Here is a 15,600-nt window from a genome sequence, read left to right on the forward strand (position 1 = left end):
ACCCTTATCGTAACCGTATCGGTGACAGATGGGGCGCGGCGCGCCGATTGCAACGGAGGTGAAGATTCCCTCGGAGACTCGGCCTTGGCGCGAGAACTGTCCCATTCTGCATCGTCGCCTGCATCGGCGGGTCGCGGCGGCGCGCTGGACGCCCTGCGCTTCGTCGCCTCGCTGCTGATCGTCCTCTACCACTTCGGCGGCGATGCGCCGGTGGCGCTGGAGACTCTGCACCCGGTCTTCGAGCGCGGCTACCTCGCCACCGACTTCTTCCTGATCCTGTCGGGCTTCGTTCTGGGCCGGGCCTATGGCGCCCAGGTGATGTCCGGGCGGATCGGTCTGCTGGCGTTCGTAAGGAAGCGGATCGCCAGGATCTGGCCGGGACAACTCGTGGTCTTGGCGACGCTGGCGGGGATCGTCGCCGTGGCGGGCCTCGCGGGCGTGGCGCCGAACAACCCCGAACACTTCACCGCGATGGGCCTGGCGATGCAGGCATTGCTGGTTCAGGCCTGGGGCGTCCCCGGCGGAGAGGGGTGGAATCACCAGAGCTGGTCGCTGTCGGCGCTGATCGTCTGCTATGCGGCCTTCCCTCTGGCCTGGCGATGGATCTCGCGGCTGAACAGTCCGGCCGCGCTGCTGAGCCTCGGCCTGACGGCGGTGATGCTGGGCGACCTGATCTGCGCGATCGTTCTGGGCCGCCACATCTATGATCTCGACTTCCACTTCGGCGTCATCCGCGCGGCGCCGCTGTTCCTGCTGGGGATATGCATCGCCCGGCTGGTGGAGACCGGTCGCCCGTCGGTCGGCGCGGCGAAGATCATGGCCGGCCTGTCGCTGGCCGCCGTCGTGCTGCTGCAGATCGCCGGGCGGTTCGACCTGCCCAGCATCGCCGCGATCGCGGCCATCGTCCTGTCGTTCGGCCGCCTGCCGGTCGCCAGGCCGTCGGCGCTGATCGAGCAGGGGGCCAAGCTGTCCTTCGCCCTGTTCATCACCCACGCGGTGACCGGCCTGCTCTGGTTCGGCGCCCTGCAGGCCTTGCGCGGCCGCGTCGCCCTGCCGGCCTGGATCGACTGGAGCCTTTGGGCGATGAGCCTGCCGGCGGCCTTCGTCGCGGCGGCGTTGTTCCACCGCTTCGTCGACGAGCCGATCCAGAAGTGGCTGGCGCCGAGACTGAAGCGGCCCGCCCCGGCGGCCGCGCCCGTCGAGCCCACGCCCGCGTCCGTCTAGCCGCCCGCCTGGTCCAGGACGAGGTCGCCCAGCAGGTTGATCCGTCCGCTGGACCGGACGAAGGCGCGAACGCTCAGCCGCGTGATCTCGACGGCCTCGCCGGTCGGGCAGGCGATGCACTGATATACGACCTTGGCCGCCCGATAGTGCTGCCATTGCGCGGGATCGGGCGGCGGGGGCGGCTCCTCGAAACGTAGCAGGCGCGGCGCCCGGAAGCCGGGTCGTCCCAGGGCGTCGGCGATCCGCGCCTCCAGAGCCTCTCGCGCCCCGTCGTCCTCGTCGAGCCTATCGGCCGACGGCGCTTCCGCAAGCGCCAGTTCGGCGCTGTCGACCCTGGTGGCGAAGGCGAGGTCGCCGGTGACCATGTCGGTGTCGCCGGAGAAGGTGAACGCGTGGAAGATGGAGGCGCAGCTACGGCACTGGAGGCGCACCACTTCGCCTTCGATACGCCTGGGCATCAGCCGATCTCCTCGGCGGCGACGGCCGCCAGCAGGCCCTCGAGCAGCGGCGCCAGGTCGTCTTGGCCGCGCAGGCCGTCCCGCCAGCGCAAGGGGATGGCCTCGACGCCGTCGCGGATCCCGGCCAGACCGCCGGCGATGCAGGCGGTGGTGTCGGTGTCCTCGCCGTAGGACACCGCCGTCTTCACCACGACCTCGTAGGACCCCGCCCTCAGGGCCTCGCGAGCGCTGAACAGGCTGTCGACGACGAAGCCGGACCCGCCGGGCGTATGCGCCGCGTCGGGGCGGACGCCGTCTTCGAGGGCCTCCAACAGGCGCGGCTGGTCGGCGTAGATCGCCCGGAGCGCGGAGAGGGCGTCCTCCCAAGGCTGCGGATGGACTTCCAGCAGGCGGCGGGCCCACAGGCAGTAGAGGGCGCAGCAGGCCAACACGACCGGATGGCCGTGGGTGACGCGCGACTGGTCATGGGCGTTGCGGACCAGCGCCTCGTCGGGGCCGCGATGCCAGAGGGCCAGGGGCAGCACGCGCATCAGCGAGCCGTTGCCCTGGCTGAACTCCGCCTCGCCGCCGGCCTTCAGCGGCTCCACGCCGCGTCGCAGTCGGCCGATCGCCTCCGCTGTCTGGTTGCCGACGTCGAAGACTCGCCCGTCGACGGCCAGGTAGCCGTGGTCCAGCCAGTTGGTCAGCCGGTTGGCGAAGTTACCGGCGTCGAAGCCGTCGCGATGCAGCAGAGTCGCCAGCAGGCACAGCGCCTGGGCGCCGTCGTCCGACCAGGTCCCGGGCGGCGTCGCGCCGTGCGAGCGGCGGAAGTCGTGGGGCGGCTCGAACTCGATCGCATCGAGGCTGGGGATCGCATGTGCGGGGTGGAATTCGTAGGGCACGCCCAGGGCGTCGCCGACCAGCAGGCCGACGAGTCCTCCCGCCATTCGGTCCCGCCGCGTGGTCATGGCTTCAGGCCGCGTCCAGACCGATGTCCAGGACCGGCGCGGAATGGGTCAGGGCGCCGACGCTGATCACGTCCACGCCGGTCTCGGCGATGGCGCGGACGGTGTCGAGGTTCACCCCGCCCGAGGCCTCCAGCACCACCCGGCCGCCGGCCATCCCGACGGCGATGTTCAGGTCCTTGAGGCTGAAGTTGTCGAGCAGGATCACGTCCGGTCCGGCGTCGAGCGCCTCGGCCAGCTGGTTCAGGCCGTCGACCTCGCACTCGACCTTCATCAGATGGCCGGCGAAGGCCCTGGCGCGGGTGATGGCCTTGGCGACTCCGCCGCAGGCGGCGACGTGGTTGTCCTTGATCAGGATGGCGTCGTCGAGGCTGAAGCGATGGTTCACCGCCCCGCCGCAACGGACCGCGTACTTTTCCAGCGCGCGCAGGCCGGGCGTGGTCTTGCGGGTGTCGGTGATCCGGGCCTTCGTGCCTTCGACGGCGCGGACGTAGGTGCGGGTCAGGGTGGCGACGCCGGACAGCCGGCCCAGCAGGTTCAGCCCGGTGCGCTCGGCCGACAGCAGGGCGCGGGCGTTGGCGTCGACCCGGGCCAGCACGCCGCCGGCCGCGACGTCGGCGCCGTCGGGCGTGACGACCTCGAAGGTCGCGGTCGGGTCCAGGGCGGCGATCGCCAGGCGCGCGCAGGCCAGGCCCGCGACGCGGCCTTCCTTGCGGGCGCCGAAGGTCGTCGTCAGGCGCGCGTCGGCGTCGATACAGGCCAGGGCGGTGACGTCGCCGGCGCGGCCAAGGTCCTCGGCTAGGGCGGCGCGGACGATCGGGTCGATGATCAGGTCAGGAAGCGGCGGGGTCACGAGACCCTCCTCTGGGTCAGGCCTTCGGTCAGTAGGCGGATGGCGTGGCGAACTTCGCGACCCGTGGCTTGTGGGTCGGGCGAGGCGGCGATGCGCAGGGCGCCTTGGACGAAGGCACCGAGCAGGACGTGGGACAGGGCGGGCACGGCGTCGGCGTCGAGCAGGCCGGCCTCGACCAGATGGTCCAGGGCGTGAGCGATCAGCCCGACGCCGAGCGGCTCCAACAGGGCGTTCCAGCCCTCGACGCCCAGCACCGACGGCCCGTCGACGAGCAGCAGGCGGCGGACTTCCGGCGCCTCGCAGATGTCCAGCCACTGGTCGCCGCCGGCGACGATCTCGTCGACCGAATGCTCGACCTCGCCCATGACGCCGCGGTCCAGCGCCGCGCCGATCTCGGCCAGCAACGCGGCGCAGGCGGCGCGGAACAGGTCCGTCTTGTCCTTGAACTGGTAGTAGACCGCGCCCTTGGTCAGGCCCGCGGCGGCCGCGACCTCGTCCACGGACACGTCGGCGTAGCCCTTGTCGGTGAACAGCCGACGGGCTTCGTGGACGAGGCGGTCACGGTTGGAGCGGCGAGCGTCGATTGACATCATACTATCGGTATGATCCGATTATACCATCGGTATGACAAGGGGCTGCGCCATGCGCACCGGAACGATCGTGGGGCTTTCGGCCCTGGCGGCGCTGGCCATCGGCGCGACCGGAATGGCGCTGCAGGGCGGCTGGACGGTCGAGGGCGCCGGCGCGGGCGCGCGGCTGACGGCGCGCTGGGCCTTCCCCTGGTTCATCGCGGCCTGGAGCGCCTCGTCCCTGGCGGCGCTGTGGCCCGGGGGCTGGCGCACGACGCTGCTGCGCCGCCGCCGCGCCGTGGGCCTGGCCTTCGCGGCCAACCACTTCGTGCACCTGGGCTTCATTCTCCTGACGGGGCTGGTCTTCGGCCATGCGTTCGGCTGGATCACCGTCATCGGCGGCGGGACGGGCTATCTCCTGATCGGGGCGATGGCGCTCACCTCCAACGACGCGGCCGTGCGCTGGATGGGACGCGCCCGCTGGAAGCTGCTGCATACGGTCGGCGGCTGGATCGTGCTGCTGATCTTCGCCAACAGCTATGTGGGCCGGATTCCCGAGAAGCCGTGGGTGGGCGTTCCCGCAACCCTGCTGATCGCGGCCGCGCTGCTGCTGCGGCTGGCGGCTTTCCTGAAGGCGCGTCGCCCGCGCGCGGTCTGAGGTCCCGGTCATTCGGCGGCGACGCACAAGGCCTTCAGAGCGGGCGGAGTGACGAAGGTCCGGGCGGGCGGCTCCCGCGAGGCGGTGAAGTCGGCGCGATAGTGGCCCCCCCGGCTTTCGCGGCGCTCCAGCGCGGCGCGGGCGACGAGGCTCGCCGTCGTCAGGATCGGACCCTCGCCGTGCGCCGCCTTCAGGCCGTCGACCGTGTCGATCAGACGTTCCAGCCCCTGGGCGTCGCGGACCACTCCGGCGTCGGCGCTCATCGCGCGGCGCAGGGTCAGCAGGGCGGCGCCCTTCAGGTCGGGCAGTGGTCGGGCCGGCTGGACGCGAGCCTGCGCCGGCGTCGCCTCGCGCGCGGCCTCGCCGGCGCGGACGCCGAACACCGCCGCCTCGAGCAGCGAGTTGCTGGCCAGACGATTGGCGCCATGGACGCCGGTGGAGGCGCATTCGCCGGCGGCGAACAGGCCGTCCAGGCTGGTGCGGCCCTGTGCGTCCGTGGCCACGCCGCCCATGTGGTAGTGGCAGGCCGGGGCGACCGGGATCAGCTGGCTGCGCGGGTCGATCGCCGCGCTCATGCAGGCGGCGAACACGCCCGGGAACTCAGTCGGGAAGTGGTCGCCCACCGCCTGGCGCGCGTCCAGGAAGGCGCCGCGTCCGGCCGCGATCTCGGCATGGATGGCGCGGGCCACCACGTCGCGCGGCGCCAGCTCGGCGGCCGGGTGGTAGGCGGCCATGAAGCTCTCGTCCAGGCCGTTGACCAGCACCGCCCCCTCGCCGCGCAGGGCCTCGGTGGCCAGCGGGGCGGGATCGCGGCCGACGTCGATGGCCGTGGGGTGGAACTGGACGAATTCGGGATCGGCGATCACGGCACCGGCCATGGCGGCCAGGCCGAGACCCTCGCCCTTCACCTCCGGCGGCGTGGTGGTGACGGCGTAGAGGCCGCCCAGCCCGCCGGTGGCCAGGATCACGGCGTCGGCGGTGATCTCCCACAGCACGCCGCGGTGCTCGGTGATCGCGCCGCGGACCCGGCCCTCGGCGTCCTGCAGCAGGGCGCGGACACGCACGCCGGCGCGGCTTTCGATGTGCGGCGCGGCGAAGGCGGCCGCGACCACCGCGCGCATGATCTCGCGGCCGGCCTGGTCGCCCTTCACCCGGGCCACGCGGGCGCGGCTGTGGGCGGCTTCGAGGCTCTGGGCGAAGTCGCCCGTCTCGGTGCGGTCGAAGGGCGCGCCGAGCGCGGCGAGCTTGCGGACGGCGGCGGGGCCCTCGGCGGTCAGTATCTCGACGGCGGCGGGGTCGCAGAGACCGGCGCCGGCCGCGATGGTGTCGGCGGCGTGCAACGCCGGCGCGTCGTCGTCGGCCAGGGCCGCGGCCATGCCGCCCTGCGCCCAAGCCGACGAGCAGCCCTGGTTCAGCGGCGTCGGCGACAGCACCAGCGCCTTGCGGGGGGCGACCGAGAGCGCCGCCGACAGCCCGGCCAGGCCGGCGCCGACGATCAGGACTCCGTCGTGGTGATGGCGGTTGGTCACCGGTCCATCCTCTCCGTCAGATCAGCTCCACCGCGACGTGGTGCTGCGCTTTCACGAGGTCGTAGCGGGCCGGCTGAGCCGGCGGCGGCATGTCGATCATCCGCTGGACGGCCAGGCGCGCGCGCTCGGCCAGCTCCGGCTCGACGGTGACCTCGAACTGCTCATTCACCAGGGCGTCGAGGATGTTCTCCAGCGTGATGCGCTTCATGTGCGGGCACATCATGCAAGGACCTATGAACTGAGTGCCGGGCGACTGCGCCTGGATGTTGCTGGCCATCGAGCATTCGGTGATCAGCACGACCTGCTTGGGCTGATGGTCCACGACCCAATCGTTCATCGCGGCGGTCGAGCCGGCGAAGTCGGCGGCGCTGAGCACCTCCTCGGGGCATTCCGGGTGGGCCAGGATCTGGGCGTCCGGCCAGGCCTGCCGCATGTCGGCGATGTCCTGGGCGTTGAAGCGCTCGTGCACCTCGCAGCGGCCCTGCCAGGCGATGATCTTCACGTCCGTCTGGGCGGCGACGTTGCGAGCCAGGAACTCGTCGGGGATCAGGATGACCTTGTCGACGCCCCATTCCTTGGCGGCCCACTCGACCACCTGCACGGCGTTGGCGCTGGTGCAGCAGACGTCGGTCTCGGCCTTCACGTCGGCGGTGGTGTTCACGTAGGTGACGACCGGGATGCCCGGGTAGCGCTGCTTGATCAGGCGCACGTCGGCGCCGGTGATCGAGCTGGCCAGGCTGCAGCCGGCCTTCAGGTCGGGGATCAGGACTTTCTTGTCCGGGCACAGCACCTTGCTGGTCTCGGCCATGAAGTGCACGCCGGCCTGGATGATGATGTCCGCGTCCGAACGCGCGGCCTCGCGCGCCAGGCCCAGGCTGTCGCCGACGTAGTCGCCCACGCCGTGGAAGATCTCCGGCGCCATGTAGTTGTGGGCCAGGATGACCGCGTTCTTCTCGCGCTTGATCCGATTGATCTCGGCGATCAGCGGGGCGTGCAGCTGCCATTCCAGGGGCGTGACCTTGGACTTCACCTTCTCCCACAAGGGAGCGGTGAGGGTTTCCACCTCAGGGGTGAAGGGCAGGGACGCGAACCCGTCGGCCATCCGATCCTCCTTATGCTCAAACTGAGCATTTCAGGGGCCTGTAAAATGCCGGTGACGGACAATCCGTCCCGGCGGCGGCGACTTATGCTACATATGAGCATAACCCGCAAGACAGATATAGACCTTCGTTACCCCGTGTGCAAACCCTTTGCCGCCCTGAGCGTTATGGGGTTCGCCGGAAGGGCGGGGGTTGGCCGTGCGCGCCCGGGCCCCTAAATCGGAGTGAGCACGAAAGGATCCCGAATGGCTGAGAAGATCGACATCGGCATCAGCGACAAGGACCGCGCGGCGCTCGCCCAGGCTCTGTCCAAGGCGTTGGCCGACACCTACGCCCTGTACCTGAAGACGCACGGCTATCACTGGAACGTGCGGGGGCCGAACTTCTCCTCGCTCCACGCCCTGTTCATGGACCAGTACACCGAGCAGTGGGCCGCGCTGGACGAGATCGCCGAGCGGATCCGGGCGCTCGGAGAGTTCGCACCGCAGAGCGGCGGCGCCTTCGGCAACCTGACCGCCATCAAGGACGGTGATCCGGAGAATGGCTGGGAAGCCATGGTCGGCGAGCTGAAGACCGACCACGAGACCGTCATCGCCACCCTGGGCGATGTCATCGCTCTGGGCGAGAAGGTTGGCGACGACGTCACAGTCGACCTGGCCACCGGCCGCCGCACCGCGCACCAGAAGCACGCCTGGATGCTGCGCTCGACGCTCGGAGCCAAGTGAGCCTCGGCCTGAAAAAGACTCTGACCAAGGGGCTCGTCGTCATTCTGGCGACGGGCCTTTCCGCGTGCATGACCGACTATCGCAAGCCCGCCGGCTCCGGCCGCACCGAGGGCGTCGCGGCGGTCAGCCGCGGCTTCTCCGAGACGGCGCTGCAGCGGATGACGGCGGACATGGACCCGGCCATGCTGGCGCTGATCCAGCGCCACGACGGTTCGCGCCGGGTCGACAGCTGGGGGCGGGTGAAAGGCTGGGAGCGCTACGATCTCGCCGACGCGCCGACGCTGGCCGAGGATTTCAACTTCACCACCGCCGACGCCGAATTCATCAACGCCCTGCGGCCCGTCGGGCTGGATCCGCCGCTGCCGGCGCGCCCGTTCGTGCTGAAGGCCTCGGCCGACGACCGGACCCAGGCGCTCGAATGCCTGACCCAGGCCATCTACTACGAGTCCGCCACCGAGCCCGTCGAGGGCATGCAGGCCGTCGCCCAGACGGTGCTGAACCGCCTGCGCCATCCGGGGTATCCGAAGTCGGTCTGCGGCGTTGTCTACCAGGGCTCGCAGCGTGTGACCGGCTGCCAGTTCAGCTTCACCTGCGACGGTTCGCTGGCGCGGGTCCCGAACGCCGTGCTGTGGGACCGCGCCCGCGGCGTGGCCCAACAGGCGCTGAACGGCTTCGTGCTGAAGTCGGTGGGCACGGCGACCCACTACCACGCCGACTATGTCGCCCCCTATTGGGCGCCGACCCTCTACAAGATCGAGAAGATCGGTCGGCACATCTTCTATCGCTGGACGGGGCCGTCGGGCATGCCGAAGGCCTTCACGGGCCGCTACGCCGGTGGCGAGAACAACCTGTCCCTGGCCATCCTGGAAGGGCTCGACGCCCGCACTCAGTTCCAGGGCGACGGTCTGATGGCGGCCTCGGCGGCTGGGCCCGGCCGCGTGCGGACCCTGACCCTGGCCGTCGACGGGACCACCCGCACCTACGCCGTCGAGACCGTCAGCCTGCCGGGCCAGGCGCCGCGCACGCCGGGTGCTCTGACCCCGGTCCGCCGCCAGCCGACCGCGCAGGAGATCGCCGACATCAACGCCCGGCTCAAGGCGCTGGAGGACCCGAATGCGCCGATGACCACCGCGCCGGCTGCGCCGACGCCCGCGCCGAACGCCGGGGACCTGCCGCTGGGCCGCAAGTCGCCCTAGGGGCCTTTCTCAATTCCAGTCATCCCGGCGAGTGCCGGGATCCAGCTTCAGGCCCGGTGACGGGTGATTTCGCGGCAAAACACGGCGCTGCGAACTGGACCCCGGCCTTCGCCGGGGCGACCGGGCGGAAGGGCATGCGGCTAAGGCCCTGAAATCCCGAGGTCCCAGTCGAGTCCGGACCCTAGCGTTTCCGCACGATCGCCAGTGCGCTCTTCAGAACCTCGTCCTCCGCGGCCGGAGCGATCGGCGAGGGGATGGCGATGTCGGGCGTAACGCCGCGCGCGCGGCGGTCGCCGTTCGGCCGGATGATCAGCGCCTTGGGGTAGCCGACCTTCACCCCGGTGCGCGGCAGGGCGAAGGTCTCCATCGCGCCGTAGGTCGTGGCCATGTCGGAGGTCTCCTCGCCCAGCACCGTCCCGAGGCCGTAGTCCTGGACCAGCGCCGCCACGGTCACGGTGTTGGAGTAGGAATGCCGGTTGATCAGCAGCCAGACCCGGCCGGTGAACCGCTTGCCCGGGCGCGGCTGGGCGAACGGCAGGTCCAGGGTGACGATCGAACCGTTCCGAGCGCCGGCGTACAGCGCCGCCATGCGGGCTGACGCGCCGTCCTCCTGTGCGCCCGAGATGTCCAGCCGCGCCTGGTTGGAGGCCGTGGTCTGCGGGCTGACCTTGATCTCGAACCGCGAGTAGAAGCGGAACGGCCGCTGGGCGAACCAGGCGATCATCGGGTCGCTGAACGAATTGTCCCCGCCCGGATTGTCGCGCAGATCGACGAGCAGATCCGTCGCGCCGGCGGCGATGAAATCCTCGAACGCGCGGTCGATGAAGGGGATGTAGGTCGAACTGTCCCACATGTCGGGCGCGCCGGGCGCGACGTTGTAGAAGGGGCCCGGCTTCAGATAGGCGACGCCGCCCGCCAGCATCCGCGCCTCGCGGGTTTCCGGGTTCAGGGCGAAGGCGGCCGGCCGGGCGGCTTCGGCCGCGGCGGCCTCGTTCCGCGTCGTGGCCGGCATGCGCAGTGTGGCGCTCTCGCCATCGGGCTTGCGCACGCTGATGTCGAAAGCCTCTCGCGGGCCGACCTCCAGCCAGAGCCGCCGCGGGAAGCTGGCTTCAAGCAGGGCGCCGGTCATGTAGGGCGTATCGGCCGACGCCGAACGGCTCACGCGCTCGATCCATTCCGCGATCTGCCGGCCGTCGATCGACAGCAGTTCATCGCCCGGCGTGACGCCGGTCTGGGTCGTCAGCATCTCGCCGACATAGACCCGGTCGCCGACGGGGCGGATCTGGAACGGGAACGCCCGGCCGCCCGCCTTGCGATAGGCCTCCCAGCCGTCGTGCTCGCTCAAGATCACGGCGTGGGCGATGCGGCCATAGGCGGCGAAACGCTGAAACCGCTCCTCGACCTCGGCCTTGGTCATCGGCCGGTCCAACCCTCGCAGCATCTCTGCGTGGAGCCGGTCGTACTCGGCCTTCGAGCGATGGGCGTACAGGTCGTAGTGAGCTTCCTTCAGTCCGTCGTAGAGCGCGGCGAAGTCCGCCCTCACGGCCGCGACGGGATAGACGGTCTCGGCCGCCGTGACGGGCGACGAGACGGACAGGATCAGGATCGTGGCCAGGAGGCGCCCGAGCATGGAGGGTCCTTCGGAAGGGATCGACGCCTTGAGGGCTAGGCGAGGGGCGCCCTAAGCTGCAACGACGCTTTGGTCCTGTTTTCCTGACGAAATCCTGACGGGGGTCGGTCGAGCATCGTGACGCAGTCGACCTCCATCCGGATCGGAGAGTGGCGCGCCGACCGCCTGTCCGGCCGTCTCAGCGGCCCGACAGGCGAGGTCGCCGTCGAGCCCAAGGTCATGGACCTGCTGTTCCTGCTGGCCGAGCGGCCGGGCGAGGTGATTCCGCGCGAGATCCTGTTCGAGCGACTGTGGCCGGGCGTGGTGGTCGGAGAGGATACGCTTGCGCGCTGCGTGTCCAAGCTGCGCCGGGCGCTCGGCGACGCCCCCAAGACGCCACGCTACATCGAGACCATCTCCAAGCGGGGATATCGGTTGCTGGCGCCGGAAGCTGCTCCGGTCGCCGTTTCGAAGCCCAAGCCGCGCTGGATCGTGCTGGCGGTCGTCGCGGCGGTCCTGTTTGCAGTCGTCGGTGTCGGGGTGGTCTGGCGCGGGCAGGCCGCGCGGACGGCGGAAAGCGCGCGGCTGACCGGCCTCGCCGACGACTTCTACTTCCAATACACGCGGGCGGACAACGAGGCGGCCATCGCCCTCTACGAGCGGGTGATCGCCGCCGATCCAAGGTACGCGCCGGCTCAGGCGGGCCTTGCCAACGCCCTGGTTCAGCGCGTCGTCCGCTGGCCAGAGGGGCCAGAGCGCCCCGAGATCGGCCGCACCGATCTGCGCCAGGCGCTGGCGAGCGGCCGCACGCGCACGCCTCAGGCGCGACGGATCCTGACGCGGGCTTTGGAATTGGCCGAGGGCGCCGTGCGGCTGGAGCCGGACGACGCCGGCGTGCAACGCGCTCTGGGCTTCGTGCGATCGGCGGGCGGCGACTTCGCTGGGGCGACAGAGGCCTACCGTCGCGCCGTGGCGCTGGATCCGGACGCCTGGGGCGCGTTGATCAATCTCGGCGACGTGGCGGATATCCAGGGACGCGACGCCGAGGCCCTGGCCGATTTCGAGCGGGCCTACGACGCTATGACCCGGGTCGCCGATCGCGAGCCGACGCGGGTGCGGCCTTGGCGCGCCGAGCTGGGCGTGGTGATCGCCGACCGTCATGCCCGGGCGGGGCGCGGTCAGCAGGCCGAGCTCTGGTATCGGCGGGTGCTGGCCTATGCGCCGCTGCACCGGACGGCGACGGCGGGACTGGCCGCCGTGCTGGCCCGGTCCGGCGACGCCGCCGGCGCTCGACGGCTGTGCGTGGCGCTGGTCGAACGAACCGGCCCGGAACCTGGTTGCGCGCCGTATCTCTAGGGCGACGGAATCCCGAACGCCTTGGCGTAGGTGACCGCGACCGGCCGGTCGAGCGCGCCGGGCGTCAGGGCCAGGGCCATGAAATGCTCGCCGGAGAAGGGGGCCTTCACGGTCTTGGCGGCGGCGGCTGAGAAACCTGCGCGCGGGTAGTAGTCGGGGTGGCCCAGCACGATGACGGCGTCGACGCCCTGGGCGGCGAGCAGGGCGTGGCCGACCTCCATCAGCATCGTGCCCAGGCCCGTGCGCTGCTCGCCGGGCGCGACGGCCAGCGGGGCCAGGGCGGCGAAGACCGCCCCGGTGTCGGTCGCCAGCGGGCTGTACAGCAGATGGCCGATCACGGCGCCGCTCTCGTCCTCGGCGACCAGCTCCAACAGGGCGTCGCCGTCGGCGCGCAGGGCGTCGACGAGGTCGGCCTCGTCGGGCTGGCCGAAGGCGGCTTCGACCACCGCATGGATCGCGGCCTGGTCGGTGGTCGTGGCGGGACGGACCAGCATCAGGGGACGACCGGCTGGTCGACCGCCGCGCAGTCGATCTTCTGATCCGAGGCGACGAGCAGCAGCCGGTACATGAAGGCGTTGGACCCCATCGAAGCCCAGGAGCCCGCGGGGTCCGCACAAGGGACGATGCCGTCTTCGATCGCCTTCTGGCCGGCGGCGAGCATGTGCTCGACCTCGGTGACCGCCTGGCACAGGGCGGCGGGGGTGCGTTGCTCGGCGGGCGTCGACATGGCGGCCAGCGCCAGCTTGCTCGCCGCATCCACGGGCGCCAGGCAGGCGAGGCCGTTGCCGGCCACCGGCGGGGTCATCGTCGGCAGGCGCCGGAAGGGGTCTTCCTTGGCGCATTGTTCGCTGGCGCGCTTCGCCGTCTTCGGCGCCGAGCCCATGCTGGACAGGGCCTCGGTGTAGAGGCGCAGGCCGTCCTGTTCGCGCCCCGCCAGGGCGCGCCAGGCGGCGATGCGCGCGAAGGGGTCTCCGCCTTGGCCGTCATGGCGTTCGACCGCGCTCGTGGGGGCGGTCATCTCGGCCACGGCGCACCGCGCGGCGGAAAGAGGCTCCTGCGCCAGGGCGGCGCCGCCGAGCCAGGCGCTCGCCACGGCCGCCGCGGTCAGGAGCCCCCGGGTCACCACGCGCCGATCTTCTGGGCTTCGGCGTGGGCGATCGGATGCTGGGCGGCTTCGTGGTCCTTCTCGGCCAGGAAGCGGGCGGCTTCCAGCGCGGCCATGCAGCCCATGCCGGCGGCGGTCACGGCCTGGCGATAGACGTCGTCGGTGACGTCGCCGGCGGCGTAGACGCCTTCGATCGCGGTCGAGGCCGTGCCAGCCGTCACCTTCAGATAGCCGCTGGAGTCCATCTCCAGCTGGCCGGCGAACAGCTGCGAGGCCGGGGCGTGACCGATGGCGATGAACACGCCGTCCGCCTTGAGCTCCTGGGTTTCACCAGTCTTCACATTCTTCAGCCGCACGCCGGTGACGCCCAGCGGGTCGGTCTCGCCGATCACCTGGTCGATGGCGTTGTCCCAGACCACCTCGATCTTGGGATGGGCGAACAGGCGTTCCTGCAGGATTTTCTCGGCGCGGAACTCGTCGCGGCGGTGCACCACCGTGACCTTGCTGGCGAAGTTGGTCAGGAACAGCGCCTCCTCGACGGCGGTGTTGCCGCCGCCGACCACCACGACCTCCTTGCCGCGGTAGAAGAAGCCGTCGCAGGTCGCGCAGGCGCTGACGCCGAAGCCCTGGAACTGCTGCTCGCTGTCCAGCCCCAGCCACTTGGCCTGGGCGCCGGTGGCGATGATCAGCGTCTCGGCCAGCCACTCCTGGCCGCTGTCGGTCTTGATATGGAACGGCCGCTTCGACAGGTCGGCCGACAGGACGATGTCGCTGACGATCTCGGTGCCGACATGTTCGGCCTGGGCCTTCATCTGGTCCATCAGCCAGGGCCCCTGGATGACATCGGCGAAGCCTGGATAGTTTTCGACGTCCGTTGTGATGGTCAGCTGGCCGCCGGGCTGGATGCCCTGGATCACGACCGGCTTGAGCAGCGCGCGGGCGGCATAGATGGCGGCGGTCCAGCCGGCGGGGCCGGAACCGATGATGAGGCAGCGGGTGGTGCGGGGAGCGGACGTGGACATGGCCGCTAATTTAGGGATGATTCCGCCTGGGCGCGATGGGCGCCGCGCGAGGGGGCTCGAATGAAATCTGCCGCGGGTTTGCCGATCGGCATGGGTGCAGGCATTGCGATCGGCACGGCGTTCGGCGTGGCGACGGACAATCTGGCGCTGGGCATCGCGCTGGGCGTCGCGCTCGGCGGGGGTCTGGGCGTCGCGATGATGGGCGCCATCGGCGCTACGCAGAAGGGTCCGGGAAAGAAGGACGGCGGCGATAGCGGCGGCGTGACCCATGTCGATGCGGGCGCGCGGAGCAAGGACGCCGACGGTTCGGACAGCGGGGATTCCGGCGGGGGTGACTCCGGCGGCGACGGCGGCGGCGGGGGCGGGGACTGATGCTCGCGAAGTTTGTTTCCGCGGCGGCGGCCCTGGTCTGCCTGGCGGCGTCGCCGACCATGGCGGCCGAAGCCGACAACGCCTTCGAGATCCAGGTCTATAAGCACGTCGACTCCCAGGCGCTGGAGGCTTTCGTCTTCCGGCCCGCCGGGACGACGCCCCGTCCGGCGGTGGTGCTGCTGCACGGCGGCGGTTGGACCGCGGGCGCGCCGGAATGGACCTTCGCCGCCGCGCAGATCCTGAGGCGGCAAGGCCTGGTGGCGATCCCCGTCCGCTATCGGCTGTCCGGCGAGAGCGCCACGCCGCTCGACGCCCTGGCCGACGCCTGTGACGCCTTCGCCTGGGTGCGCGCCAACGCCGCTAGCCTGGGCGTCGATCCCAAGCGCGTGGCCGGCTACGGGGTCAGCGCGGGCGGCCAGCTGGTCGCCTCCGCCGGGCTCGGCGCCTGCCCCGACGGACGGAAGGGGCCGGACCTGATGGCCCTGTGGTCGCCGGCGCTGGACCTGGCCGGCGACGGCTGGTTCCGCAGGCTGCTCAAGGGCGCCGACCCGGCGAGGATCTCGCCGACGAGTCTGGCCGGACGCGGCGGCCCGCCGACGGTGATCGTGCAGGGCGGGAAGGACACGCTGACGCCGCTCAAGGGCGCGGAGGCGCTCTGCGGCGGGCTCAAGGCGGCTGGCGGCGTCTGCGAGCTGAACGTCTATCCGGGGCTCGGCCACCTGTTGACCCGCAACCTGGCCAATCAGGAGAGCGACTTCGACGTCGACCCAGATGCGGACAAGGACGGCGACGCCAAGATCAACGCCTTCCTGAAAGCCCAGGGCTACATCGCGGCGCAGTGAAAGTCCGCGCGCGCGGGACGAAGCAGGCTAGAGTCGCT

The 15,600-nt window shown here is 70.9% G+C and carries 17 protein-coding genes; 7 read left to right on the forward strand and 10 right to left on the reverse strand.

Translation table 11 applies throughout. From position 1 onward, the window contains the following. Positions 1-84: 84 nt before the first annotated feature. The gene (locus CSW64_RS03475) at positions 85-1,224 is read left to right on the forward strand and encodes an acyltransferase family protein (RefSeq protein WP_245863819.1); all 1,140 of its coding nucleotides are present in this window, start codon (positions 85-87) and stop codon (positions 1,222-1,224) included. On the opposite strand, the gene CSW64_RS03480 is transcribed toward CSW64_RS03475, so the two are convergent. The 4 genes from CSW64_RS03480 to CSW64_RS03495 are packed head-to-tail and all read right to left on the reverse strand — an operon-like array spanning position 1,221 to position 4,069. Next, positions 1,221-1,682 (reverse strand): hypothetical protein, encoded by a 462-nt coding sequence (locus CSW64_RS03480; protein WP_099620795.1) that lies wholly within the window; start codon positions 1,680-1,682, stop codon positions 1,221-1,223. The genes CSW64_RS03475 and CSW64_RS03480 overlap by 4 nt on opposite strands. After that, the gene (locus CSW64_RS03485; protein ID WP_216361226.1) at positions 1,682-2,608 is read right to left on the reverse strand and encodes an ADP-ribosylglycohydrolase family protein; all 927 of its coding nucleotides are present in this window, start codon (positions 2,606-2,608) and stop codon (positions 1,682-1,684) included. The genes CSW64_RS03480 and CSW64_RS03485 overlap by 1 nt, the downstream gene beginning before the upstream one ends. Before the next feature lie 25 nt (positions 2,609-2,633). Then, positions 2,634-3,479, reverse strand: a complete 846-nt coding sequence (gene nadC / locus CSW64_RS03490; protein ID WP_099620797.1) for a carboxylating nicotinate-nucleotide diphosphorylase — start codon at positions 3,477-3,479, stop codon at positions 2,634-2,636. Further along, positions 3,476-4,069 (reverse strand): TetR/AcrR family transcriptional regulator, encoded by a 594-nt coding sequence (locus tag CSW64_RS03495; RefSeq protein ID WP_172448445.1) that lies wholly within the window; start codon positions 4,067-4,069, stop codon positions 3,476-3,478. The genes nadC and CSW64_RS03495 overlap by 4 nt, the downstream gene beginning before the upstream one ends. A gap of 52 nt (positions 4,070-4,121) precedes the next feature. Here CSW64_RS03495 and CSW64_RS03500 point away from each other — a divergent pair, with 52 nt between their 5' ends. Further along, on the forward strand, positions 4,122-4,706 hold the full coding sequence (locus tag CSW64_RS03500; protein WP_099620799.1) for a hypothetical protein: 585 nt from the start codon (positions 4,122-4,124) through the stop codon (positions 4,704-4,706). Between the two features lie 8 nt (positions 4,707-4,714). Here CSW64_RS03500 and CSW64_RS03505 read toward each other — a convergent pair whose 3' ends face one another. Both CSW64_RS03505 and nadA read right to left on the reverse strand, forming a co-directional pair. Further along, positions 4,715-6,235: an L-aspartate oxidase gene (locus CSW64_RS03505; protein ID WP_099620800.1), complete on the reverse strand. Its 1,521-nt coding sequence runs from the start codon at positions 6,233-6,235 to the stop codon at positions 4,715-4,717. 16 nt (positions 6,236-6,251) lie between these two features. Then, positions 6,252-7,337, reverse strand: coding sequence for a quinolinate synthase NadA (gene nadA, locus CSW64_RS03510; RefSeq protein WP_099620801.1), 1,086 nt, complete (start codon positions 7,335-7,337; stop codon positions 6,252-6,254). A gap of 243 nt (positions 7,338-7,580) precedes the next feature. On the opposite strand from nadA, the gene CSW64_RS03515 reads away from it, so the two are divergent. Together CSW64_RS03515 and CSW64_RS03520 are read left to right on the forward strand one after the other, a co-directional pair. Beyond that, entirely contained in the window at positions 7,581-8,060 is a 480-nt protein-coding gene (locus CSW64_RS03515; protein ID WP_099620802.1) for a Dps family protein, read from the forward strand. Then, the gene (locus CSW64_RS03520) at positions 8,057-9,256 is read left to right on the forward strand and encodes a cell wall hydrolase (RefSeq protein WP_245863820.1); all 1,200 of its coding nucleotides are present in this window, start codon (positions 8,057-8,059) and stop codon (positions 9,254-9,256) included. The genes CSW64_RS03515 and CSW64_RS03520 overlap by 4 nt, the downstream gene beginning before the upstream one ends. A 181-nt stretch (positions 9,257-9,437) precedes the next feature. Here CSW64_RS03520 and CSW64_RS03525 read toward each other — a convergent pair whose 3' ends face one another. Continuing rightward, on the reverse strand, positions 9,438-10,886 hold the full coding sequence (locus CSW64_RS03525; protein WP_099620803.1) for a S41 family peptidase: 1,449 nt from the start codon (positions 10,884-10,886) through the stop codon (positions 9,438-9,440). A gap of 117 nt (positions 10,887-11,003) precedes the next feature. Between CSW64_RS03525 and CSW64_RS03530 the strand changes: the two genes are divergently transcribed. Beyond that, positions 11,004-12,221 (forward strand): winged helix-turn-helix domain-containing protein, encoded by a 1,218-nt coding sequence (locus CSW64_RS03530; RefSeq protein WP_099620804.1) that lies wholly within the window; start codon positions 11,004-11,006, stop codon positions 12,219-12,221. On the opposite strand, the gene CSW64_RS03535 is transcribed toward CSW64_RS03530, so the two are convergent. Genes CSW64_RS03535 through trxB form a run of 3 tightly spaced genes read right to left on the reverse strand, consistent with a single transcriptional unit; the run spans position 12,218 to position 14,348 of the window. Then, positions 12,218-12,715, reverse strand: a complete 498-nt coding sequence (locus CSW64_RS03535; protein ID WP_099620805.1) for a GNAT family N-acetyltransferase — start codon at positions 12,713-12,715, stop codon at positions 12,218-12,220. The genes CSW64_RS03530 and CSW64_RS03535 overlap by 4 nt on opposite strands. After that, positions 12,715-13,344: a hypothetical protein gene (locus CSW64_RS03540; protein WP_150131320.1), complete on the reverse strand. Its 630-nt coding sequence runs from the start codon at positions 13,342-13,344 to the stop codon at positions 12,715-12,717. Before CSW64_RS03540 ends, CSW64_RS03535 begins: the two co-directional genes overlap by 1 nt. Beyond that, positions 13,341-14,348, reverse strand: a complete 1,008-nt coding sequence (trxB, locus tag CSW64_RS03545; RefSeq protein ID WP_099620807.1) for a thioredoxin-disulfide reductase — start codon at positions 14,346-14,348, stop codon at positions 13,341-13,343. The genes CSW64_RS03540 and trxB overlap by 4 nt, the downstream gene beginning before the upstream one ends. A gap of 60 nt (positions 14,349-14,408) precedes the next feature. On the opposite strand from trxB, the gene CSW64_RS03550 reads away from it, so the two are divergent. Together CSW64_RS03550 and CSW64_RS03555 are read left to right on the forward strand one after the other, a co-directional pair. After that, the gene (locus tag CSW64_RS03550; protein ID WP_099620808.1) at positions 14,409-14,720 is read left to right on the forward strand and encodes a glycine zipper domain-containing protein; all 312 of its coding nucleotides are present in this window, start codon (positions 14,409-14,411) and stop codon (positions 14,718-14,720) included. After that, a complete protein-coding gene (locus CSW64_RS03555; RefSeq protein ID WP_245863821.1) occupies positions 14,720-15,562 on the forward strand; it encodes an alpha/beta hydrolase in 843 nt (280 codons plus the stop codon). Before CSW64_RS03550 ends, CSW64_RS03555 begins: the two co-directional genes overlap by 1 nt. The last annotated feature ends 38 nt before the right edge of the window (positions 15,563-15,600 follow it).

The organism is Caulobacter mirabilis, from assembly GCF_002749615.1.
GTDB classification, from domain to species: Bacteria; Pseudomonadota; Alphaproteobacteria; order Caulobacterales; family Caulobacteraceae; genus Caulobacter; species Caulobacter mirabilis.